Origin of the sequence: Pseudomonas sp. SIMBA_067 (assembly GCF_046534675.1) — a bacterium.
In the GTDB taxonomy this organism is placed as follows: Bacteria; Pseudomonadota; Gammaproteobacteria; order Pseudomonadales; family Pseudomonadaceae; genus Aquipseudomonas; species Aquipseudomonas putida.
Map to the genome: position 1 here is coordinate 976,123 of NZ_JAWRYH010000001.1, position 23,195 is coordinate 999,317.

The 23,195-nt window shown below is 61.1% G+C and carries 21 protein-coding genes and 1 pseudogene; 10 read left to right on the forward strand and 12 right to left on the reverse strand.

Annotated features, from left to right (window positions below; all coding sequences use genetic code 11):
• The first annotated feature begins 320 nt into the window (after positions 1–320).
• A complete protein-coding gene (locus tag SB765_RS04500) occupies positions 321–1,733 on the forward strand; it encodes a purine-cytosine permease family protein (protein WP_016499253.1) in 1,413 nt (470 codons plus the stop codon).
• A gap of 201 nt (positions 1,734–1,934) precedes the next feature.
• Here SB765_RS04500 and SB765_RS04505 read toward each other — a convergent pair whose 3' ends face one another.
• The 5 genes from SB765_RS04505 to glnT all read right to left on the reverse strand — a co-directional run bounded on the left by SB765_RS04505 (position 1,935) and on the right by glnT (position 7,756).
• The gene (locus SB765_RS04505) at positions 1,935–3,239 is read right to left on the reverse strand and encodes an ammonium transporter (protein ID WP_410930990.1); all 1,305 of its coding nucleotides are present in this window, start codon (positions 3,237–3,239) and stop codon (positions 1,935–1,937) included.
• Positions 3,240–3,406: 167 nt separating this feature from the next.
• Positions 3,407–4,732, reverse strand: a complete 1,326-nt coding sequence (locus tag SB765_RS04510; protein ID WP_016499251.1) for an FMN-binding glutamate synthase family protein — start codon at positions 4,730–4,732, stop codon at positions 3,407–3,409.
• Between the two features lie 15 nt (positions 4,733–4,747).
• Positions 4,748–5,422, reverse strand: coding sequence for a protein glxC (locus tag SB765_RS04515; protein ID WP_341798449.1), 675 nt, complete (start codon positions 5,420–5,422; stop codon positions 4,748–4,750).
• A 27-nt stretch (positions 5,423–5,449) separates the two neighbouring features.
• Positions 5,450–6,355, reverse strand: coding sequence for a class II glutamine amidotransferase (locus SB765_RS04520; protein WP_341798448.1), 906 nt, complete (start codon positions 6,353–6,355; stop codon positions 5,450–5,452).
• 66 nt (positions 6,356–6,421) lie between these two features.
• The gene (glnT, locus tag SB765_RS04525; protein WP_341798447.1) at positions 6,422–7,756 is read right to left on the reverse strand and encodes a type III glutamate--ammonia ligase; all 1,335 of its coding nucleotides are present in this window, start codon (positions 7,754–7,756) and stop codon (positions 6,422–6,424) included.
• Between the two features lie 344 nt (positions 7,757–8,100).
• Between glnT and SB765_RS04530 the strand changes: the two genes are divergently transcribed.
• A complete protein-coding gene (locus SB765_RS04530; protein WP_341798446.1) occupies positions 8,101–8,694 on the forward strand; it encodes a helix-turn-helix domain-containing protein in 594 nt (197 codons plus the stop codon).
• Between the two features lie 125 nt (positions 8,695–8,819).
• Positions 8,820–9,191, forward strand: a pseudogene (locus SB765_RS04535) (LLM class flavin-dependent oxidoreductase); the annotation flags it as partial.
• Positions 9,192–9,332: 141 nt separating this feature from the next.
• Here SB765_RS04535 and SB765_RS04540 read toward each other — a convergent pair.
• Both SB765_RS04540 and SB765_RS04545 read right to left on the reverse strand, forming a co-directional pair.
• Positions 9,333–10,334 (reverse strand): NADP-dependent oxidoreductase, encoded by a 1,002-nt coding sequence (locus SB765_RS04540; RefSeq protein ID WP_410930991.1) that lies wholly within the window; start codon positions 10,332–10,334, stop codon positions 9,333–9,335.
• Positions 10,335–10,444: 110 nt separating this feature from the next.
• On the reverse strand, positions 10,445–11,284 hold the full coding sequence (locus SB765_RS04545) for an alpha/beta fold hydrolase (RefSeq protein WP_341798444.1): 840 nt from the start codon (positions 11,282–11,284) through the stop codon (positions 10,445–10,447).
• 129 nt (positions 11,285–11,413) lie between these two features.
• On the opposite strand from SB765_RS04545, the gene SB765_RS04550 reads away from it, so the two are divergent.
• A complete protein-coding gene (locus SB765_RS04550) occupies positions 11,414–11,965 on the forward strand; it encodes a TetR/AcrR family transcriptional regulator (protein WP_341798443.1) in 552 nt (183 codons plus the stop codon).
• On the opposite strand, the gene SB765_RS04555 is transcribed toward SB765_RS04550, so the two are convergent.
• Positions 11,955–13,505 (reverse strand): PAS domain-containing protein, encoded by a 1,551-nt coding sequence (locus tag SB765_RS04555; protein ID WP_341798442.1) that lies wholly within the window; start codon positions 13,503–13,505, stop codon positions 11,955–11,957. The two genes, SB765_RS04550 and SB765_RS04555, sit on opposite strands and share 11 nt — an antisense overlap.
• A 280-nt stretch (positions 13,506–13,785) precedes the next feature.
• Here SB765_RS04555 and SB765_RS04560 point away from each other — a divergent pair, with 280 nt between their 5' ends.
• Both SB765_RS04560 and SB765_RS04565 read left to right on the forward strand, forming a co-directional pair.
• Positions 13,786–14,157: a response regulator gene (locus tag SB765_RS04560; RefSeq protein ID WP_341798441.1), complete on the forward strand. Its 372-nt coding sequence runs from the start codon at positions 13,786–13,788 to the stop codon at positions 14,155–14,157.
• A gap of 92 nt (positions 14,158–14,249) precedes the next feature.
• Positions 14,250–14,396, forward strand: coding sequence for a hypothetical protein (locus tag SB765_RS04565; RefSeq protein WP_410910422.1), 147 nt, complete (start codon positions 14,250–14,252; stop codon positions 14,394–14,396).
• Here SB765_RS04565 and SB765_RS04570 read toward each other — a convergent pair.
• Together SB765_RS04570 and SB765_RS04575 are read right to left on the reverse strand one after the other, a co-directional pair.
• Positions 14,380–15,327, reverse strand: a complete 948-nt coding sequence (locus SB765_RS04570) for an RHS repeat-associated core domain-containing protein (RefSeq protein ID WP_410930992.1) — start codon at positions 15,325–15,327, stop codon at positions 14,380–14,382. The two genes, SB765_RS04565 and SB765_RS04570, sit on opposite strands and share 17 nt — an antisense overlap.
• Before the next feature lie 91 nt (positions 15,328–15,418).
• The gene (locus tag SB765_RS04575) at positions 15,419–16,123 is read right to left on the reverse strand and encodes an NUDIX hydrolase (RefSeq protein ID WP_410930993.1); all 705 of its coding nucleotides are present in this window, start codon (positions 16,121–16,123) and stop codon (positions 15,419–15,421) included.
• A 138-nt stretch (positions 16,124–16,261) separates the two neighbouring features.
• Between SB765_RS04575 and SB765_RS04580 the strand changes: the two genes are divergently transcribed.
• Positions 16,262–16,912, forward strand: a complete 651-nt coding sequence (locus tag SB765_RS04580) for an isochorismatase family protein (protein ID WP_341798438.1) — start codon at positions 16,262–16,264, stop codon at positions 16,910–16,912.
• A complete protein-coding gene (gene pncB / locus SB765_RS04585; RefSeq protein ID WP_410930994.1) occupies positions 16,909–18,108 on the forward strand; it encodes a nicotinate phosphoribosyltransferase in 1,200 nt (399 codons plus the stop codon). Before SB765_RS04580 ends, pncB begins: the two co-directional genes overlap by 4 nt.
• A gap of 112 nt (positions 18,109–18,220) precedes the next feature.
• Here pncB and SB765_RS04590 read toward each other — a convergent pair whose 3' ends face one another.
• A complete protein-coding gene (locus SB765_RS04590) occupies positions 18,221–19,108 on the reverse strand; it encodes a LysR family transcriptional regulator (protein WP_341798436.1) in 888 nt (295 codons plus the stop codon).
• Between the two features lie 111 nt (positions 19,109–19,219).
• On the opposite strand from SB765_RS04590, the gene SB765_RS04595 reads away from it, so the two are divergent.
• Complete coding sequence (locus SB765_RS04595; RefSeq protein WP_341798435.1) at positions 19,220–20,281, forward strand: YeiH family protein; 1,062 nt, start codon at positions 19,220–19,222, stop codon at positions 20,279–20,281.
• Positions 20,282–20,474: 193 nt separating this feature from the next.
• Positions 20,475–21,848, forward strand: a complete 1,374-nt coding sequence (gene ppnN, locus SB765_RS04600) for a nucleotide 5'-monophosphate nucleosidase PpnN (protein ID WP_410930995.1) — start codon at positions 20,475–20,477, stop codon at positions 21,846–21,848.
• Positions 21,849–21,906: 58 nt separating this feature from the next.
• Here the strand turns inward: ppnN and SB765_RS04605 are convergent, their stop codons facing one another.
• Complete coding sequence (locus SB765_RS04605; protein WP_410930996.1) at positions 21,907–23,052, reverse strand: GGDEF domain-containing protein; 1,146 nt, start codon at positions 23,050–23,052, stop codon at positions 21,907–21,909.
• Positions 23,053–23,195 lie beyond the last annotated feature (143 nt).

Here is a 23,195-nt window from a genome sequence, read left to right on the forward strand (position 1 = left end):
CAAGCTCGCGAAAGGGCCGATACAGGCAACGATTCAGCTGCCCTGAAAACGCGCATCACGCACCATCAAAGCCCACCGATTTCTACCGACACAGGGCTCAACCCCTCTATCCCAGGCCCTACCGCCAACTGGCACCGTCCTTGCTAACGTCACCCGCTTAAGCTTTTGTCAGCCTTAGGTTTTTTAAGGTTTATGGGTACATATTTACTAATTTCTCGTTATCCCCGCGCCCCGCATCATCCCTCCAACAAGAACGCGTCGCCCATCGCCGGCACGCCCCCGGGCAGCTCCCGATGCCCTACCTTGCCTTGGAGTCAGTCATGACCAGTGCAGCCAATTCGGCACCCCTGATAGAAAAACACACAATCGGCTACGTGCCCCCGCAAGACCGCCATGGAAAGGTAAGGGATCTGTTCACACTGTGGTTCGGCGGCAATATCGCGCCGCTGCCCATCGTCACCGGCGCGCTGGGCGTGCAGCTGTTTCACCTGAACCTGATATGGGGCATCGTCGCCATCCTGGTCGGCCACCTGGTCGGCGGGGTACTGATGGCACTGCACTCGGCCCAGGGCCCGCAAATGGGCATCCCGCAGATGATCCAGAGCCGCGCCCAGTTCGGCACCCTCGGTGCGCTGCTGGTGGTGGTGATCGCCGGCGTCATGTACATCGGCTTCTTCGCTTCCAACATCGTGCTCGCCGGCAAGTCGCTGCATGGCGTGGTAGACACCGTGCCGGTACCGGTGGGCATCGTCATCGGTGCGCTGGGGTCGGGCATCATCGGTATCATCGGCTACCGCTTCATCCACGTGCTCAACCGTATCGGCACCTGGGTGCTGGGCATCGGCATCGTGGTGGGCTTCGGCTACATCTTCACCCACGTGCAAAGCGACGACTTCCTGACCCGTGGCAGCTTCAACCTGGCCGGCTGGCTGGCCACCGTGTCGCTGGCGGCGCTGTGGCAGATCGCCTTTGCGCCCTACGTGTCGGACTACTCGCGCTACCTGCCGGCGGATGTGAAAGTCAGCTCGACGTTCTGGACCACCTACCTGGGCTCTGCCCTGGGCTCGAGCCTGTCGTTCATCTTCGGCGCCGTGGCGGTGCTGGCGATCCCGGCAGGCATGGACACCATGGATGCGGTCAAGCTGGCCACCGGCACCCTGGGCCCGATCATGCTGGTGCTGTTCCTGCTCAGCGTCATCAGCCACAACGCCCTCAACCTGTATGGCGCGGTGCTGTCGATCATCACCCTGGTGCAAACCTTCGCTTATCGCTGGATTCCTACTGCCAAGAGCCGTGCGGTGCTGTCGCTGATCGTGCTGTCGGCCTGTTGCGTGGTGGCGGTGTTCGCCTCGGCAGACTTCATCGGCCACTTCGTCGACATGGTGCTGGTGCTGCTGGTGGTGCTGGTGCCGTGGACAGCGATCAACCTGATCGACTTTTATGTCATCCACAAAGGTGACTACGACATCCAGTCGATCTTCCAGGTCGATGGCGGTATCTATGGGCGTTACAACCCACAGGCTTTGATTGCCTATGCGGTAGGTATCGTGGTGCAGATCCCGTTCATGAACACGCCGCTGTATGTCGGGCCGATTTCCGAGCACATCAACGGGGCTGACCTGTCGTGGCTGGTAGGGCTGGCAATTACCTCGCCGCTGTACTGGTGGCTGGCCAGCCGTGACAGTGCCTACCGTCGTCGGCAGACGAGTGCCAAGTTGGCCATGGGGCACTGATTCAACCTGTAACGGCCTCTTCGCGGGCAAGCCCGCCCCCTACCCAGGCTACGTCAGTACTTGTAGGAGCAGCCTTGTGCTGCGAAGAGGCCAGTAAGGAACAAGATCTTCTTCAGCAGAAATGGCCTCTTCGCAGCACAAGGCTGCTCCTACAACTCCTGTACATGGCTTGAAGGCGATGCCAGGCAGGAGGCAAATCCATCAGAGGTTGTAAGCCCGCTCATTGTGCTCCGCCAGGTCCAGCCCCTGCTCTTCTTCCTCCCGGCTGGCCCGCAGCCCGACAGTCAGCTTGATCGCCCCGAGAATCGCCCAGCTCACCACGAAGCAGTACACGAAGGTGAACGCCACCCCCTTGAGCTGCACCAGTGCCTGCCCAATGGGCGATACGCCCTCCACATAGCCCCCCAGCGATGGCGCTGCGAACACCCCGGTCAGCACCGCCCCGACCATCCCGCCAACGCCATGCAGCCCGAACACATCGAGGCTGTCGTCATACCCCAGCGCCTGCTTGAGCCGGGTCACGGCAAAGAAGCAGATGGCCCCCGTCAGCACACCGATCACCAGCGCACCCAGGGGCCCGACGAACGCGCAAGCCGGTGTGATGCCCACCAACCCGGCCAATGCCCCCGAAGCTGCACCCAAGGCAGTCGGCCGGCCATGCATCACCTTCTCGGTCAGCAACCAACCGACAATCCCCGCACAAGCCGCCACCATGGTCGCCAGCATCACCACCCCGGCCCCCTCGTTGGCCGCCAGCCCCGAACCCACGTTGAAGCCGAACCAGCCCACCCACAGCAACCCCGCACCCACCAGGGTAAAGCCGAGGTTGTGCGGCGGCAAGGCCACCTGCGGGTAGCCCTTGCGTTTGCCCAACATCAACGCAGCAGCCAAGGCAGCCACGCCAGAGTTGATATGCACCGCAGTACCACCGGCGAAATCCAGCACGCCCCAGTTGACCATCAACGCCCCCGGCCCGCCCCACACCATATGGGCGATTGGTGCGTACACCAGCACGAACCACGCCGCCATGAACAGCAACGAAGCGCTGAACTTCATGCGCTCGGCAAAGCCGCCGGCAATCAGCGCCGGGGTGATGATGGCGAACGTCAGCTGGAACACCGCAAACACGCCTTCGGGGATGGTGCCGACCAGGCTGTCATGGCCGATATCCAGCATCAGTGCCTTGTCCAGCCCGCCGATGAAACTGTTGAAGGTGAGCTGGCCCTCGACCATGCCGGTGGTATCGACCACCAGGCTGTAACCGAACAATACCCAGAGGATGCCGATAACCCCGGCCACGGCGAACAGCTGGGTGAACACGGAGAGGAAGTTCTTGGCACGCACCATGCCGCCATAGAACAGCGCCAGGCCAGGGATGCACATCATCAACACAAACATCGCGGCGCAGATCATCCAGGCGGTGTTGCCGGTGTCCAGGGTGGTTTCGGCGGCAGTGGCCTGGGTGGCCAGGGCTAACAACATTACAGCGAGGCTGAGGTGCTTCATCGAGTCACTCCTGTGGAAATGGTGGGGGCCCGTGGGGCTGCTTTGCAGCCCTTTCGCGACACAAGGTCGCTCCTACAGGGGAGCGCGCAAGCTCAGGCACTGCAATCCCCTGTAGGAGCGGCCTTGTGCCGCGAAAGGGTCGCAAAGCGACCCCAGTAACCGATGGATCAGTACTGCGCCTGCCCCGGCACCCAGGCCGTCCCCGCCAACGGCACCCGCGCCATCGCCGCCGCTTCCACGGTCAATGCCACCAGGTCCTCCGGGTCAAGGTTGTGCAGGTGCGACTTGCCACACGCCCGGGCCATGGTCTGCGCCTCCAGCACCAGCACACGCAGATAGTTCGCCAGCCGTCGCCCCGCCTCCTCCGGGTTCAGGCGCTTGGCCAGCTCCGGGTCCTGGGTGGTGATGCCGGCCGGGTCGCGGCCGTTTTGCCAGTCGTCATAAAAGCCGGCGGCCGAGCCAATCTTCCTCAGCTCGCTGTCCAGGCGGGGGTGGTTGTCACCCAGGGCGATCAGCGCCGCCGTACCAATGGCCACCGCGTCAGCCCCCAGGGCCATGGCCTTGGCCACGTCGGCACCGTTGCGGATACCGCCAGAGACAATCAACTGCACCTTGCGGTGCATGCCCATTTCCTGCAGCGCCTGCACCGCCTGCGGTATCGCCGGCAAGATCGGGATGCCGACGTGTTCGATGAACACTTCCTGAGTCGCTGCTGTACCGCCCTGCATGCCATCGAGCACGATCACGTCAGCACCGGCCTTCACCGCCAGCTTGACGTCGTAGTACGGGCGGCTGGCGCCGATCTTCACGTAGATGGGTTTTTCCCAGTCGGTGATCTCGCGGATCTCGGCAATCTTGATCGCCAGGTCGTCCGGGCCGGTCCAGTCCGGGTGGCGGCAGGCGCTGCGCTGGTCGACGCCGATCGGCAAGGTGCGCATGCCGGCCACCCGCTCGGTCACTTTCATGCCCAGCAGCATGCCGCCACCGCCCGGCTTGGCGCCCTGCCCGAGGACGATCTCGATGGCGTCGGCCTTGCGCAGGTCATCGGGATTCATACCGTAGCGCGATGGCAGGTATTGATACACCAGATGCTGCGACTGGCCGCGCTCTTCCGGGGTCATGCCGCCGTCGCCGGTGGTGGTGCTGGTGCCGGCGATGGTCGCACCACGGCCCAGCGCTTCCTTGGCATTGGCCGACAGCGCACCGAAGCTCATGCCGGCGATGGTCACCGGGATTTTCAGGTGAATCGGCTTTTTCGCAAACCGGTTGCCAAGCACCACGTCCGTGCCGCACTTCTCGCGGTAGCCTTCCAGGGGGTAACGCGACACGCTGGCGCCCAGCAGCAGCAGGTCGTCGAAGTGCGGCACACGGCGCTTGGTGCCACCACCGCGAATGTCGTAGATGCCGGTTTCGGCGGCACGCTGGATTTCCTGGATGGTCAGGCGATCGAAGGTGGCCGACTCACGCAGTACCGGTGGGAATTGCTCGCTCATGGGAATGCTCCTGGATCAGTACGCGCTGGCGTTGTCGACTTTGAAGTTGTACAGCTGGCGGGCCGAGCCGTAACGTTTGAAATCGGCGGCCTTGTGGTCAAGGCCAGCCTTGTTCAGCAGTTCCTGCAGCTCTTGCAGGTGTTCGGCGCGCATTTCCTTTTCGATGCAGTCCGAGCCCAGTGACTGCACCGAGCCCTTGACGTAGATGCGCACCTCATACAGCGAGTCGCCCAGCGCATCGCCGGCATCGCCACACACCACCAGGCGCCCGGCCTGGCCCATGAAGCAGCTCATGTGCCCGATGTTGCCGCCTACCACGATGTCCACGCCTTTCATGGAAATACCGCAACGGGCACCGGCGTCACCCTCGATCACCAGCAGCCCGCCATGGGCAGTGGCACCAGCGGCCTGGGAGGCACTGCCTTTGACCCGCACCGAACCGGACATCATGTTCTCGGCCACACCCACACCGACGTTGCCGTGCACGGTGACACTGGCCTGCTGGTTCATGCCGGCGCAGTAGTAGCCGGCATGGCCTTCGATATCCACCGCCACGGCAGCGTTGATGCCCACAGCCAGGTTGTGCTTGCCGCCAGGGTGGGTCACTTGCCATTCAAGGTCCTGCACCTCGTCGTGCAAGGACTGGTTGAGCACACGCACCGAAGTGCTGGACAGGTCGATCGTCTTCATAAGGTTCTCCAAGGGTTCGGTGGCAGGTCAGGCGCTTTCGCGCTCCCAGACGTACAGCGTGGCCGGGGCCGGTTCCCAGACCTTGGCGTGCTCGATGCCTGGCAGGCCGGCCAGTGCCTGGTATTCCGAGGCCATGGCCACGTAGTCTTCCGTCTCGGCCAGCACCGCCGGCTTGCAGGCAATCGGGTCGCGGATCACGGCAAAGCCGTTGCGGGTGCCGATGGCAAAGGTGAAGAAGCCGTCCAGGTCTTCCAATGCGCCATCCAGGGCCTGGGCCAGGCTGTCACCCTGCTGCAGGCGCCAGGTCAGGTAGCCGGCGGCCACTTCGGTGTCGTTGTCGGTTTCGAAACTGATGCCTTCGCGCTTGAGCTCCTGGCGCAGGCGAAAGTGGTTGGACAGCGAGCCGTTGTGCACCAGGCACAGGTCGGCGCCGGTGGAAAACGGGTGGCTGCCTTCCATGGTCACGGCGCTTTCGGTGGCCATGCGGGTGTGGCCGATGATGTGGCTGCCCTTCATGCCGGCCAGGCCGAAGCGACTGGAAATTTCCGCCGGCAAGCCCATGCCCTTGAGGATTTCGATGCTCTGCCCGGCGCTCATGATGCGCACGTCCGGCGCGAGCGCAGCCAGCGCGCCGCGGGCCGCAGCTTCATCGGTATGCACCTTGAGCACTGCGGCGCTGGCGTTCTGGAACCAGTCCAGCGAGCAGCCCAGGTGCCCTTCCAGCTGGCCCATCAGGGTGGTCCACGGGTAATTTATATCGGCCGCTTGCAGGGTCAGTTTGACCCAGCCATCGGCCACTTCGTCGCCGTAGATGGCAAAGCCGGCGCTGTCCGGGCCACGGTCGGTCATGGCTTCGAGCATGGGTTCGAACAGCTTGCCAAGCTGGGCTTCCAGCTCGGGCTTTTTCAGGTACAGGCCTACAATTCCACACATGGTGATGCTCCTTACTAGGCAGTGGGCGACCGCTCTCGTATTGGCCGCCCAGGGGATTGGGGGCGGTCAGAAGAACTCGGTGTAACGCTGGATTTCCCAGTCGGAGACGTGGCGGCAGTACTCCACCCACTCCATGCGCTTGAGCTTGATGAACTCGTCGACGATCTCGGCGCCCAGCACCTCGCGGAACAACGGGTCGGCTTCGAGCGCGTCGGCGGCCTCCTTCAGCGATTGCGGCAGGGTCTTGATGCCGCGTGCGGCAATTTCTTCAAGGCTGAGGTTGTAGAGGTTTTCATTGCACATCTCGCCCGGGTCCAGCTGGCGGTCGATGCCATCCAGGCCGGCGGCAATGATCGCGGCGGTGACCAGGTACGGGTTGCAGCCGGCGTCCGGCAGGCGAAACTCCAGGCGACCATAAGGAATGCGTACCATCGCCGAACGGTTGTTGGCCCCCCAGGCAACGAAGGCCGGGGCCCAGGTGGAGCCCGACAACGACCGGCCCACCACCAGACGCTTGTAGGAATTGACCGTCGGCGCCGCAAAGGCACACAGCGCCGGGCCGTGTGCCATCAGCCCTGCGGCAAAGTGGTAGGCCAACTTCGACAGGCCCATGCCGCTGCTGTCGGACGGGTCGTGGAACAGGTTCTTGTGGGTGCTGCTGGCCAGCGACAGGTGAAAGTGCATGCCGTTGCCGGCGCGCTTGGGGTCGGGCTTGGGCATGAACGAGCAGATCATGCCCAGGTCGTTGGCGATCTCACCGGCGGCCATGCGGAAAAAGGTGAAACGGTCGGCCGACTCCATGGCATCGCTGTAGGTGTAGTTGATCTCGAACTGGCCGTTGGCGTCTTCGTGGTCGATCTGGTAGATGTCGAAGCCCACCGGCTGCAGCGCCTCGGTCAGGCGCTCGAGGAACAGCCGCGAGCGCGACAGGCCCTTGTAGTCGTAGCAGGGTTTGTCGAGGTTGTCGGAGGCGTCCACCAGTTGCAGCTTGCCGCCTTCGTCGCGGCGGAACAGGCTGAACTCAGGCTCAAGGCCGGTATTCAGGGTCCAGCCCTTGTCGGCCAGGCGCTGCACCTGCTGCTGCAACACGTAGCGGGTGTCGTAGGGCCAAGGCTGGCCGTTGACATGGCCCACGCACACCACCCGGCCATAGCCCGGCTGCCAAGGCACCGGAACCAGCGTGGACAGGTCGCCGCGGGCCATGAAGTCCGGGCCGTGCGGCTCCATGCCCATGCCGCAGATGGCGAACCCGGCAAAGCCGGCGCCCTCCTCGGCTACCATCTTCAGGCCCGATACCGGCACCGATTTGGTCTTCGCCGAACCATGGATGTCGACGAACTGCGCCAGCACGTACTTGATGCCGTGTTGGTCGAGGGTGCGTTGGGTTTCTGCTGGCAACATGGTTGAACACTCCTGGGCAAGGGGCAATAATTCCGCAAGGGAAACTTACTTTCCTCTCAGGAATGCAATGCGCTTGCCAAGTTTGTTCAAGGTGCGACCTTGGGTGTCTGTTCGGGCCTCTGCGCGGGCAAGCCCGCTCCCACAGGATTCGCCGCAAAGCCGTATGGGAGCGGACTTGCCCGCGAAGAGGCCGGCACAGGCAAGACAAAACCCAGGCAGGTTTTTCTGTTCTATTTATGGGAAACTTGTTTTCACCTGAGGAAAGAAGCGGCCAGCGCAGCTGCATTTCGCACTTTCCCAGTGCGAAAACTTTTTTCTTGAACTGAAACCGTGCAGGACATTCGATGTCGACTGAAACCGAACCGCGCCTTCGCCTGGAGCAGTACCTTGGCCTGCAGATCAAGCGCCAGCGCCAGGCCCAGTCCCTCAAGCTCGCCGATGTGGCACGCATTGCCGGCATCAGCCAGGGCATGCTGAGCAAGATCGAGAACGCCCAGGTATCCACCAGCCTCGACACCCTCAGCCGCCTGTGCGACGTGCTGGGCATGCCGATGGCCAAGCTGTTCAGCCAATATGACCAGCCCGATGGCAATGCCCTGCTGGTGAAGGCCGGCGAAGGGCTGGAAGTGGTACGCCGCGGCACCGAGAAGGGCCACACCTACCACTTGCTCAATCACGCCAGGGGGCCGAAGAAGAACTTCGAGGCCTATATGGTGAGCATGGACGACGCCAGCGAAGAGTTCCCCACCTTCGCCCACCCCGGCACCGAGTTCCTCCACTTGCTGGAGGGCGAACTGGTGTACCGCCATGGCAACCAGCTCTATCACATGCACGCCGGCGACAGCCTGACCTTCGACGGCGAAACCCCGCACGGCCCGGAGCAGTTGGTGCAGGTGCCCATACGGCTGCTGTCGATCATGAACTACAGCGACGAGTGAGGCGGCGCATGGCCGCTGGTGCTGGGCTTATCGTGCTGGCCACCCTTCCGGCAGCGGCGCGCAAGGCACCGGCCGTGCATTGCAATACCAGCCGCTGCCCGCATTGATCAATGCACTGTGGATAGTTTGCGCTATACGAACAAGCGAGCGTTGGCTGCGGTGGAGCACCCAGCCTATGGACTCATCCAGCGGATGAGCGCCTGGCCGCCAACACTTTTGATTTCTGGTCAAACCAAGCCCGTATCGCCGACCAGGCTAACCTCGACATGCTCTTCTTCGCAGATGTCCTGGGCTTCTACGACGTGTTCGGCGGGAGCGCTGAAGCAGCAGTGAAGTGGGCGGTAGAAGGGCCTGCGAACGACCCGTTGATGATCATTCCGGGGCTAGCTGCGATCACCAGGAATCTGGCATTCGGCGCTACCGTTACCACGACCTACGAGCATCCCTTCACGCATGCCCGGCGCTTCAGCACGCTCGATCACATAAGCGCAAAGCGGCACCTTCCGGTCTCGCCTCAGAGATGACCGCTCGGACCGCCTGCCATCGTCTGCTTATGGAGCGTCTTTCCGACAGCAGTGACTCAGGGCTGAATCGCCCCACACAAAGGGAAGCTTTCGCTCCCCTTTGTGCTCAGGTGGTCACTTCATCGTCACTACGACCTTACCTTTAGCTCTGCCTTGCGCGACGTAAGCCAAGGCATCGCGTGTCGCGTTCAACGGGAAGGTACGATCCACTACAGGCTTGATGACCCCGGCTTCAACCAGCTTCGCCAGCTCAGCAAGTTGCGCACCACTCTCCCTCATGAACAGAAACCTGTAACTGACCCCCTTCTGCTCCGACTTTTTCCGGATCCCCCGGCTGATCAACCGAACGATCTGCTGGAACAGCCAGGAGAGACGAAGCTGCTCTGCGAACTCAGGGGTGGGTGGGCCTGAGATGGAAATCAACTGACCACCCGGCTTCAGTACCTTGAGCGATTTATCGAGAACGTCCGCCCCCAGGCCACTGAGCACCACATCGTAATCACTCAGTTGCGATTCGAACGGCTGCGTCTTGTAATCGATCACCACGTCCGCACCCAGCGCCTTGACCCACGGCACGTTGACGGTACTCGTGGTTGTCGCGACGAATGCTCCCAGATGCTTCGCAACCTGAATGGCGATGCTACCGACGCCACCGGAACCAGCATGGATCAGTACCTTCTGGCCTGGATGAACCTTGGCGATTTCCACTAAAGCCTGCCAGGCCGTCAGAGCCACCAATGGCAGCGACGCCGCGTCCTGCATACTCAGGTTGGCAGGCTTGAGTGCGACTGCCGCTTCGTTGACGCCCACGAACTCCGCGAAACCGCCCATGCGCGCCTGATCTACACGAGCGTAGACCTCGTCCCCAACCCGGAACCGACTGACCTTCCCACCCACCCGCTTCACCGTACCAGCAATATCGTTACCCAGGATCAGCGGCATCCGGAAAGGCAGAATCAACTTGAACTCGCCTTTCCTGATTTTGATATCAAGGACATTCACGCTTGCAGCGTGCGTCTCGACCAGCACATCGAAATCACCCACCTTGGGCTGTGGCACTTCAGTGATGTCACCCTCGACCTCTTTGCCGTAGCGGTCAATCAGAAACGCTTTCATACCTTCAAGATTCCACAATGTAGACGTGCCTCATTTATCCGACTCCAGGCAATGATGGCCTCACCCGTTCACGTTGCCCCTCGTGTGCAACAGCACAGGCCGGCCTGGCCTTACTCTTCCAGGAATTGAAGGGCGTGTTTCAGGAAGCGCTCAGGGAACTGGAAGTGAGCGGCGTGACCGGAGTCGGGGTAGATCAGCAGCTGGGCATTTGGAATGCTCTGCACCAGGCTCCACGAATTGATCGAAGGGATCATGACGTCATCGACGCCATTGACCACCAAGGTGGGTTGCTTGAGTGCGTTGAGGTAGGAGAAGCGGTTCTCACCCTGTGCCGACTGGACATAGGCCGCAAAAGCAGCCCCCTGAGCCATGGCAACCTCAACGGAACTTGGCGCGTCCTGATCGGCACGCTGATTGCGTCGCTCCCAGAACGCCAGGCCCGCGCGTCTGGCAGCATCCGAGCGACCGAAGAAGAGGAACAGGAAGTCTTCGATGGTGGGCACAGGGTTTGACGCGGCTTCTCTCACACCCTCCGCCATGCTTGGATCACCACCGCGCAGACCGGTGCCTATCAGCAGAAGCTTGCGCACCAACCCAGGGTGACGCAGCGCCACTTCCTGAACCTGCAGACCACCGATGGAGAAGCCAAGCAGGTCGACCTGGGTCAGCCCCAGAGCACTGATGGCTGCTGCGATGTCATCCGCCATTTGCTCAATGGTCGTGGCCGGAATACCCGACGACGAAGCCACCCCCCTGCCGTTCAGCAGGATCACTTCACGGCCCGCAGCCAGACCATCGGTGATTATCGGGTCCCAGTGATCGAGACCGCCACGGAAGTGGGCGATGAAGACCAGAGGCACACCCGCAGCATTACCCCAGCGGCGGTAAGTGAAGGTGTCGCCGCCTACTTGTACTGTGCGGGTCGGAACGGTGAGATGGGTATAGCTCATGACGTTTTGCTCTCTCGGTGGAAGACCTGGCTTAATGATGATGATCGTAATCCATTTGGTCAACGACTTTGATGATGAACGTAATCAATGTAAGCTATTGCTTGGCTTGATAGCAGAGAGCGCGGAGAAATGAAGGTCACAAAGGCCCAGGCCCAGGCGAACCGGGCCCGTATCGTAGAGACATCCTCTACGCTTTTTCGTGAGCGCGGTTACGATGGCGTGGGTGTTGCCGATCTCATGGCAGCTGCCGGCTTTACCCATGGAGGCTTCTACAAGCACTTCAAATCCAAGGCGGATCTGATAGAGGAGTCGGCAGCGTGTGGCATTGCCAAGACGATCGATCAGGTGCAGGGCCTCGAACTGACTGAATTCGTGAGCTACTACCTCTCACGAAAACACCGGGACGAGAAGGGTACGGGTTGCACGCTAGCGGCCCTTGGTGGAGATGCCGCACGCCAGTCTGATGACATCAAAACCGCTTATGCGGCCGGAATCGAGGACTTGCTGGAGGCCTTGATACAACCAGCAAAAAGCCGTGAGGATATTATCAATACCTTCGCCCATATCCTTGGTGCCTTGGTTTTATCGCGTGCTTGCCCGGACGATTCGCCACTGGCCGATGAAGTGCTCAGCGTCTGTCGAGACCGCATTCTGGGGAAGCGGCCTACTCCTACAGCTTGAACTTCACACAAATCGTACTGTTCCGGGCGAGCCGGTCCAGCGTGATTGCATTGGCTCCATACCCTGAATAGCTTTTCACCAGCCGCATGCCCAGGCCTGTTCCGCTTGGTTCGGGATAAGACTCAGGAAAGCCCTCCCCCTCGTCCCTTACCGTAATGAAAGCATGGTCGCCTGCATCCTGGACGCTCACGTCTATGGTGCCCTTGCCGTACTTGAGGGCATTGGTGATCAGCTCGGAAATGACCAGGCCCAACGGCGCCATCCGCTGTGGAGGGAGAATGAAAGCGTCGGCATCGAGAACGATCTTTCGCTCAGCCAGCGCCGACCCCAGGTCACTCAACAAGGCGCCAAGATACTCTGATGCCAGGACGCCCTGGGTTTCTGCGGTCCGATAGAGGCGTTCATGCACACTGGCAATCGTCAGCACACGGCTGGCTGCCGTCTGCAGCTGGATCTTGACCGCCTCATCCGCCGACAGATTGGCTTGAAGCTGCAGCAGGGTGTTCACCAGGTGCAGGCTGTTCTTGACCCGATGGTGAATCTCTTCGAGATAGAGATGGCTGTCGCTCAGCTTGGTGTTCTGCACGGCAATCAGCGACAGCAGCTGAGCCTCATGCTGGTGCCGCTCGGTAATGTCCCGCGACACCGCGATCAGTCTGTCCACCTTGCCCTCGGTACTCAGAATGGGCGCGATAGTGACGTCCCACCATCTCGGCTCATCGGTGGCCGTAGGGCAGTAGGCCTCAAACCTTGCCGGCTCGCCGGCCACGGAACGCGCCATGGCATCACGCACCACCGCCTTGGAGTCATCAGGCCACAGCTGGGTCCACGGCTTGCCGCGCACCTCTGCCAGCTCGCCGATGTGCATGAGGCACATCCCGGCCTCATTCATGAATTCGATGTCGCCGTGCGTGGTGAGGATCTTTACGCAGTCCGGACTGGCATTGAGCATGCTCTCGGAATAGCGATCCGGTAACTGGTCATCTGCCGCATTTGCCAGGCGCTCCACGGCCATGGAGATGACGTTGGAGATACCCTCGAGGAAAACCAGGTCGCTTTCGATGAAGTCGTCACCGTCGGTGCTATCCGCCTCAAGCACACCAAAGGGCCTGAGCGCCCCCCGGATAGGCACATTGATGGCGCGTTCGATACCGTATTTTTTCAACAGGTCCGGCGTGCGGAAGCGTTGTTCCTGGCCCAGATGGTTGGAAAGCACCGGCCGGTAGGTGGAAATGGCATAACCCGCCGGACTGGCCACATCCCCACCGACCTTGGCGTGGCCGATATCCGAGGGATCCCAACCGACGCCATGGGTCAGCAAAAAATCGTCACTCCCAGGCAAGGGCATCAACACCTTGGCAAAACGCGTGTTCATGCCGTTGGCTACTACGGTACAAGCCTGCGTGAGCAAAGTATCGAGATTCGTCGACCTGAGCGACGACACGCCATACTCCACCACCAACTGATGCTGCTTGTGTAAACGGGCCTGTGACTTTTGTAGTGCAAGCCTGATCATTTCATCGGGAGGCAGTTGATGCATGGGTTCTCATCCGCAGCTGGCCAATATGGAAGATTATTTTCGAGAGCGCCTTTTGACACCGTGGAGCCTGCGGGCGTGCCGGACAGGGATCGAAAAAGTTTCGGGTCTTCATTTACCAACGATCCTGGATCGATGGCAATGACGAAAACCATCTAAGCGCGACGGTAATGGGCAAGTATAGATCGCTCGGCTTGCCAACAACCCAAGCGCCACCCGTCAGCCGCGTGAAACCACTGGTCATGGCCGCTGGCCGTATGGCTACAGGATCGGGGTTTTTATTATGGCTCGCAGTGTATTGGTAGTAGAGGATGACGAGTTGATCCGAACCCTCGCCTGCGAGGCGCTGGAATCGCTCGACCTCGACGTGCACAGCTGTGGCTGCGTCGATGAGGCGATAACGGTGCTGGAAACAATGGCCCACCTGGACCTCGTATTGACCGATATCCAGATGCCTGGCCAACTCAATGGCGTGGATCTTGCGCACCTGATCATTCATCGCTGGCCGGCCACCGCCGTGATGGTGATGTCGGCCGGCCAACTTGATCCCGGCGTTCGCCTGCCTGAGTGTTCAACGTTCCTGTCCAAACCCTGGACGCTTGACCAGTTACTGAATGCGGTTGAGCGACAGCTATCGCCTAAGGCAAGTGTTTGAGGACGGGGCCTTGCTCGAACACGCTCGGCATCCCACACAGCGGAAAAGGCGCTGGAATGACTTCCCGGCGTTCATTGCCATGATCGAGCGCGGTGTATATCGCGCTGGAGCCGGTGTACGCAATCATCGGCGCGTGGTGGTTGTTTGGTAACCAGCCGAGCTTGCGCATGGCGGCGGGGGCTGCGTTGATCGTGCTGGCGACCATTCTGGCGGCGGGGATGATCAACTTGCTGTCCTGATGCCAAACCCTTTTGCTGTCGCATCTTCATAAGAGGGCGGTGGAACGTATTCAGGCGGTGGGCCATTGAGCGAAGGATCAGTGCTAGAGGAGCTAGGGCGCCTTATAGCAAAGAGAGGGGTATTGTTATATCTACCATGCCATGTGTATTCGTATCCCTTGACCCCTCTGGGAAGCTGCCCTCTGTTCACTGCGAAGACCTGCCCTTCTTTGTGCACAGATACGGTCGGAACAAAGTTTGCAACAAAATCAACATCCGGCCGTTGGAAGCGAATTATCCCTTCAACCTTGGACAGTTTTGTGAATACATGATTATTTCCTGCGGGTAAGGCCAGCAAAGCGTTAACATCAGACGGTTCTTGAGCTAAATGTCGGATAAAAGGTTTGAGCGTCATAGGCGCATTATTTTCCCGTAGCAGAGCGGTGGCACCGGTCTTCTTCATTGCACCCAAAGTTTTAGCCATTCCAGAAAGGCTGACTCTCAACTGACCTGAAGGGTCTGAGTAATTGATGGGGTCACCTGTGCAATAGGCGTATGCATTCAGCCCTCCTCTGTCAAACGGGCTCAATACGTCAGGCCCTGTCAAACGCCTGAGTGATGGGCTGAGCAGTCGATACCCGTTACCCAACGGATAGCACCCCGTCTGTGTATCACGCCATTCGCCAGTGAAACCAACCATTGCCAGTTTTTTCTGGACAGGCGAAAAACCATAGGGTGAATAAGCCTCGCAATCGTGAAGGTTAATAGCGTGGGCTGCCAATACGGTATTGGCTGCGTCGCTTTGCAACAGCGTGGCCGATGTTTGTAACTGGGCTAGCGCCCTGCTATCAGCACGCATTAACCGCGTGTTTTCCAAGCCGATCAAACAAACCAGTCTGGTGTTGGCGTAGAACAGGCGCACACTGGGGACCTTGTTATCTATCGTGCTCATTTTTACGTCACCTCTAGCAGAGGTGTTTGACAGTACACGGTAGATGACAGGGTCGATACTGGTAGATCTGCCAGGTCAGCCTGGCCTTCAGTTATCCGCCTTCAGGTAACAAACTGCGGTCAAACATGAATGCCCGCTCCCCTTGCGGCGTGTACTGGTACAACTGCTGCGGCCGGCCCAGTTTTGGCTGGTGCTTCTCGCCGGTATCCCTTACCCAACCCAGCTCGCGTAAACGCTCCAGACGCTTGCGCACAGAAGTACCGTTCACCGCCTGGCCCAGGCAGGCCTGCACCGCCCCGAGCGCATCCTGCACTGTAAACTTCTGCGCCAACAGGTAAAGCGGCAGGCTGCTGTACACCGTCTTTGCCGCCAGCCGTTCGCGGGCCCGCTCCACCAGCAGATTGTGGTCAAAGGGCAACAGCACCTTGCGCCCCAGCACACTGTCCAGATCGAAAAACGCCAGTTGCTCGCCTTCGACGGCCTGCGCGGGGTTGAGCAACGCCAGGTAACAGGTGCTCAACGACCACCCTCGTGGATCGCGGAATGCATTGCCCTCGGTACCCACCTGCTCCATGTAGCACGGTTGCACCCGGGCCTTCTCGTGCAGGGCCCGGCTGGCGGCATCTTCCAGACTGGTGTCGGGGGTACGCCCATTTACGATGACCCCGGGCAAGGCCCATTGCCCGGCATGCGGCTCGCGCTCACGACGGTGCAACAACACTTGCAGATGCTGGGCATCAGGGGCCAGGCGCAGGGCGACAATGTCGACACTGGCCAGGACTTCGACTGTACTCACCGTGCAGCTCCTTGTTCAGTAGCACAATAATCCACCAGAGCATCTAAGTAAGGCAACCACCAACCCCATATCGTTTGCCACTTGACATACTTAATACACCAGGTGAATTATATAGCCATTCCAGCAAGGAGAACCGCCATGAAGATCGCCAGTTTCGATGTCGACGCGCAAAACGGCTTCACTGCCAACGCCCCGCTGGAGCTGCCCGTGCCCGAAGGCGACGAAATTGCGGATGACCTGAATGCGATGGCCTTGCGCGCCGACCTGCGCCTGGGCAGCAAGGACGCGCACCCGGCCAACGCCGCCTGGGTGGTCGCCGACCCTGCGCACATGCTGCAATCCCTGCAACTGGCCAACGCCGACCTGACCTGGGTCAGCCACTGCGTCCCCGGCACACCGGGCTTCGCGCTGCTGCCCGGCCTGCCCGCCCCCATCGACTACGACTACTTCGTGTGGAAAGGCGTCGAACCTGACCTGCACCCCTACGGCGCCTGCTACCACGACCTTGCCGAGCGCCGCTCTACCGGGGTGATCGAATACCTCAAGGTGCAGCAGGTGGGCGCGGTGATCGTCGGCGGCCTGGCCCTGGACTACTGCGTCAAGACCACCGCCCGCCAATTGCGCCAGGCCGGCTTCCAGGTGCTGCTGTACCTGCCGGCCTGCCGCGCGCTTACCCAGGCCGGGGCCATCGAGGCGTGTGGTGCGTTGGCCGCCGAGGGCGTGATCCTCTGCGGCGACGAGGACGCGCTTGACCACCAGCTTGCCCTGATCAAGGAAGACCGCCCATGAGCGACAGTGTTTTTGGCCCACGCATCATCCAGAACCTGCTGGACACCGACTTCTACAAGATCACCATGATGCAGGCGGTGCTGCACAACTACCCCAACGCCGAGGTGGAATGGGAGTTTCGCTGCCGCAATGGCGAAGACCTTTCCCCCTACCTGGCCGAGATCCGCTATCAGGTGGAGCAACTGGCCGAGGTTACCGTCACCCACGACCAACTGGCCTATCTGGAAAAAATCCCCTTCCTCAAACCGGACTTCATTCGCTTCCTCAGCCTGTTTCGCTTCAACCTGCGCTATGTCCAGGTGGGCCTGGATGGCGCCGGGCAACTGGCAATCCGCGTACGTGGGCCGTGGTTGCACGTGATCCTCTATGAGATCCCGCTGCTGGCGATCATCAGCGAAGTACGCAACCGCTACCGCTATCGCGAAGTGGTGATCGAGCAAGTTGGCGAACGCCTCTACCAGAAGCTGGACTGGCTCAAAGCCGAAGCCAGCACCGATGAGCTGGCCGGCTTCCAGCTGGCGGACTTCGGAACCCGGCGGCGCTTCTCCTACCGCGTGCAGGAAGAGGTGGTGCACATCCTCAAGTACGATTTCCCCGGGCGCTTCGTCGGCACCAGCAATGTGCACCTGGCCCGCGAGTTCGAGCTCAAGCCACTCGGCACCATGGCCCACGAATGGTTCATGGCCCACCAACAGCTCGGCCCACGCCTGGTCGACAGCCAGGCCGCTGCGCTGGAATGCTGGGTAAGAGAGTACCGCGGGCTGTTGGGTATTGCGTTAACCGACTGCATCACCATGGATGCCTTCATTGGCGATTTCGATCTGTACTTCGCCAAGCTATTCGATGGCTTGCGGCACGACTCGGGCGATCCACTGGCGTGGGCGGAAAAAGCCATTGCCCACTATGAGCGGCTGGGGATCGACCCGAGGAGCAAGACCCTGATCTTTTCCGACGGGCTGGATTTTTCCAAGGCGCTGGGGCTGTACCGGGCGTTGCATGAACGGATCAATGTGAGCTTTGGCATTGGTACCAAGCTCACGTGTGATATCCCGGGGGTTGAGCCGATGAACATGGTGATCAAGATGACCGGCTGTAATGGGGCGCCAGTGGCGAAGATTTCCGACAGCCCGGGCAAGACGCAATGCCGGGACGAGAATTTTGTTGCTTATCTGAAGCATGTCTTTCATTTGAATTGAGGTTGCCTGCACCGGCTTCTTCGCGGCAAAAGGCCGCTCCTGCATGTACAAAGCCATTGAATGCTACGTACCCCTGTAGGAGCGGCCTTGTGCCGCGAAAAGGCCGGCACAGTCAACCGACCTGTTGCATACCCACACACAACTCAAGAAACCGCGCCGCCGCCCGCGATGGCGTCGCGGCATGCGGCATCAGAATGGAAAACCGCCTGACCAAAGGCTGCGGCGCAACCTGCAACCTGTGCAGCGCCCCATCCTCATGGCGGATGGACATCGCCGACACAAAGCCAACCCCCATCCCCGCACGCACCGCCTCCTTCACCCCTTCCACCCCGGCAATTTCCAGCGCTACGCGCATCGCCACACCATCGCGGGCAAACGCCCGCTCGACAATCTGCCGCACCCCCGAGCCGCTCTCGCGCAGCACCAACGGGTAAGCACCCAGCGACGCCAAGACCTGCTGGTCACTGCCTGCCAGCGGATGACCACTGGGCACGATGGCAACGATCTCGTCCTCGCGCCAGGCCGTCACTTGCGTACCCAAGGGCAACTCCTGCCCAGGCGGCCCTTCGATCAGGGCGATGTCGACACTGTCCAGCGCAGCGACGATCTCTGCCGTGTTGCCGTGCGATGTAGTCACCAGCACGTCCGGGTGGCGGGCATGGAAGTCGGCGATCAGGTAAGGCAGCAGGTAGCTGGCAGGTGTGGTACTGGCACCGATACGCAAGGTACCGCGCTCCAGGCCACGCATAGCCTCACGCAGTGCCTTGGCCTGGCGGAAGGTTTCGCGCAGGCGCTCGGCATGGGCCAGCAACTGCTCGCCGGCTGCCGTCAACCGCACACCACGGCCGGCACGCTGATACAGCGGCTCGCCAAAAGCCTCCTGCAGCAGCTTGAGCTGGCCGGACACCGCCGGCTGCGACAGGTGCAGCGCCTGGGCCGCATGGCTGATGTTGCCGTGCTCGGCGACAGTGGCAAACGTTATCAGCTGTTCAGGGGTCATGATTAAAAAATATCAGATAAACAGATATTTGCCATTCCAAATTACGATTTTTTATAAGCTTATAACCAGATTAACGTAGGCCTTGTCGAAACACCTGTCCGGAGGACTCACATGGCCACGGTTCCGTCCCACCCCGCTTATTCGCCTACCCTCTCTACCCGAGGGCGGCTCAACGGCATCCTGTTCGTCGCGCTTTTTGCGCTTGCGGTCACTCAGCTGGCGGCCTTGCCTGCCATCGCCAACCTGGGCATCAGCCCGTTGATTGTCGGAATCGTCGCCGGCGCGCTGTACGGCAATGCCTTGCGCGATGGTGTACCGGCCAGCTGGGCTGCCGGCATCAACTTTTCGGCCCGCGGCCTGCTGCGCATTGCCGTGGCCTTCTTTGGCCTGCGGGTCAGCCTGCAGGAAATCGCCGAAGTCGGCTGGTCGGGGCTGCTCGTGTCGTTGCTGGTGGTGTCCAGCACCCTGCTGATCGGCCTGTGGTGTGGCATGAAGCTGTTCAAGCTGGACCGCGATACCGCTCTGCTGACCGCCGCTGGCAGCGCCATCTGTGGCGCCGCTGCCGTGCTGGCCTTCGAATCGGCACTGCGCAGTGCCCCGCACAAGAGCGCCATGGCCGTCGGCAGCGTGGTGTTGTTCGGCACCTTGTCGATGTTCCTCTACCCGCTGGCCATCAACGCCGGCTGGCTGCACCTGGACACCATGGGCGCCGGGCTTTTCCTGGGCGGCACTATCCACGAAGTCGCCCAAGTAGTGGGCGCAGCCAGTAACGTCAGCCCTGAAGCCACCCATATCGCCACCATCGTCAAGATGACCCGGGTGATGCTGCTGGTGCCGGTACTGCTGGTGGTAGGCCTGTGGATCAGCCGCTCGCGCAAGGCCGGCCAGGCGCAGGGCAATGGGCGCATTGCGATGCCCTGGTTCGCCTTCGGCTTCCTTGCCCTGGTGCTGGTGAATTCGCTGCAGGTACTGCCGGGTAGCGTTACCCAGGCGGTGAACAGCCTCGACACTTTTGCCCTGACCATGGCCATGACTGCACTGGGTATGGAAACCCGCTTCAGCCAGATTCGCCAGGCCGGGCCAAAGGCGCTGGCTACCGGGGCGATTCTGAACCTGTGGCTGGTAGGCGGTGGCTTGGCAATTACCCTCGGCGTGCAGAAGCTGTTGGGATAAATCGGGACCGGGTTGGCTTCTTCGCGGGCTTGCCCGCTCCCACAGGGATCCGCACTGCACCTGTGAGAGCGGGCAAGCCCGCGAAGAAGCCAACCCGGTCTCAAGGTTTTTCACCAGCCCCCTCGTTGCCGTCCACATTTCTCGGTATGGTGTTGTCAAAGAAGGATGTTTTACCCGCACAGGAAAGACTTAGATGCCTCAACGCAATGTCATCAATGCATCCGTCAGCCCCAAAGGCAGCCTGGAAACGCTGTCACAACGTGAAGTGCAGCAACTGAGTGAAGTCGGTACCGGTAGCCTTTACACCCTGTTCCGCCAGTGCGCCCTGGCCATCCTCAACACCGGCGCCCATGTCGACAATGCCAAGACTATCCTCGAGGCCTACAAGGACTTCGAGGTTAAAATCCACCAACAGGACCGCGGCGTGCGCCTGGAGCTGCTGAATGCCCCGGCCGACGCCTTCGTCGATGGCGAAATGATCGCCAGCACCCGTGAAATGCTGTTCAGCGCCCTGCGCGACATCGTCTACACCGAGAGCGAGCTGGCCAGCCAGCGTATTGACCTGGAAAGCTCGCAGGGCATCACCGATTACGTGTTCCACCTGCTGCGCAACGCGCGCACCCTGCGCCCGGGTGTAGAGCCGAAGATGGTGGTGTGCTGGGGCGGCCACTCGATCAGCACCGAGGAATACCAGTACACCAAGAAGGTCGGCCACGAACTTGGCCTGCGCAAACTGGACGTGTGCACCGGCTGCGGCCCTGGCGTGATGAAGGGGCCGATGAAAGGCGCCACCATCGCCCACGCCAAGCAGCGCATGCATGGCAGCCGCTACCTGGGCCTGACCGAGCCGGGCATCATCGCCGCCGAGGCGCCCAACCCGATCGTCAACGAGCTGGTGATCCTGCCGGACATCGAGAAACGCCTGGAAGCCTTCGTGCGTGTCGGTCACGGCATCATCATCTTCCCGGGCGGTGCCGGCACGGCCGAGGAGTTCCTCTACCTGCTGGGCATCCTCATGCACCCGGACAACCACGAGGTGCCGTTCCCGGTGGTGCTCACCGGCCCGCGCAGCGCCGAGCCTTACCTGCAACAGTTGCATGCCTTCGTCGGCGCCACCCTGGGCGAGGCGGCGCACCGCTTGTACGAAATCATCATTGATGACCCGGCCGAGGTTGCCCGGCACATGGTCGAAGGGCTCAAGGAGGTCAAGCAGTTCCGCCGTGAGCGCAACGACGCCTTCCACTTCAACTGGCTGCTGAAGATCGAAGAGAGCTTCCAGCGCCCGTTCGACCCGACCCACCAGGCCATGGCCGAGCTGGACCTGCGCCGCGAGCTGCCACCCCATGAACTGGCTGCCAACCTGCGCCGGGCGTTTTCCGGCGTTGTAGCGGGTAACGTGAAGGACAAGGGCATCCGCCTGATCGAAGAGCACGGGCCGTACCAGATCCGCGGCGACAGCGCTGTGCTGGATCCACTGGGCCGGCTGCTGCAGGCCTTCGTCGACCAGCACCGCATGAAGCTGCCGGGCGGCGCGGCGTATGTGCCGTGCTACCAGGTAGTGACCTGACACCCGCTGCCTAAACAGTCATCCCAGGCTATTGGGGCTGCTGCGCAGCCCCATTAGTCTATTGGTTGAGGTCAGCCATCGGCCGCTCAACAAACCGAATGCTATCGCGCCCACTGCGTTTGGACTGGTACAAGGCCACATCCCCCTGCTCGATCAACGCCGCCAGGCTCGCCGGTGGCTGGTCGAACAGGTTCACGCCGATGCTCAAGGTAACCGCGTGCGGGGTGGGAACGGTCTTGCCGGCATACTGCTGGAATAGCTCGCGCAACATCCCACCCAGCTCCACTACCTGCTCGCTACTCGCCCCGCTCAACAAGATGACGAACTCATCACCGCCCAATCGCGCGGCCAGCGCCCGCTCGGGCAGCGCCGTGCGAATCATCTCGCTCAGGGCAATCAGCAACCGGTCCCCGGCAATGTGCCCATGCAGGTCGTTGACCAGCTTGAAGTTGTCAATGTCGATCAGCAGCAACGCCCCAGGCTGCGCCGGGCTCACGTCCTTGAAGAATTGCCCCGCCCGCACCTCCAGCGCGCGCCGGTTGTACAGCGCGGTCAGCGGGTCGCGGGCTGCCAGCCGGGCAATCCGCTCCTCGCGCCGATAGCGCACAGTGCCGGTCATCGACAAGGCAATCAGCATGATCGCCATCGCCCCCTCGACCAGGGAAACCTGAATGATCAGCCCGCCAAAGGTGGCCAGGTCAATCAACGTACCCGGCGTGATCGCAATGATCGCCTTCGCTACATAGAACAGCCCATGAATCAACAACACATAGCGCAACTGCACTGCCCCGACACTCAGCGACTTGCCATGCGGCCGCAGCAGGAAGCTGGCCTTGAGCGTCAGCGAGGCGACCAGCAACGAGTTGACCATCAGCATCACCTTCGACCACTGCGGCCCTACGGGCAGCAGCAGCAAGGCGAACCAGACCACCACAATGATCAGCCAGGCCCGCGACAAGCGGTCCTGGGTAAAACGCAGTACGCCTAGCAGGAAAAACCAGTGCGCCACCACCAGCAAACCGTTGGCAAACCAGATACCGATGAACAACAACCCGACCCCGCGCAACAAGGCCAGGACACAACCGACAGCAATAGTGGCAAACCCGGCACTCCAGAACAGCAGTGATGTTTCGCGGACACTGCGCCACTCAATCGCCAGGTACAGGGCAGCCGCAGCTGCCAGGGCGACCGAGATGGTCAGCATCGTGGGTGGATCTAGCGCCATATACGCATTGGCCTATCTGGTTAACGAGGAAAAGGCCCGATTGTATGCGCTCGTGATGACTTTTCAGAGGGGCCTTGCACGGTTGACTGCAAATGATAGCCCAGCCCCTCTAGATGGAGGCA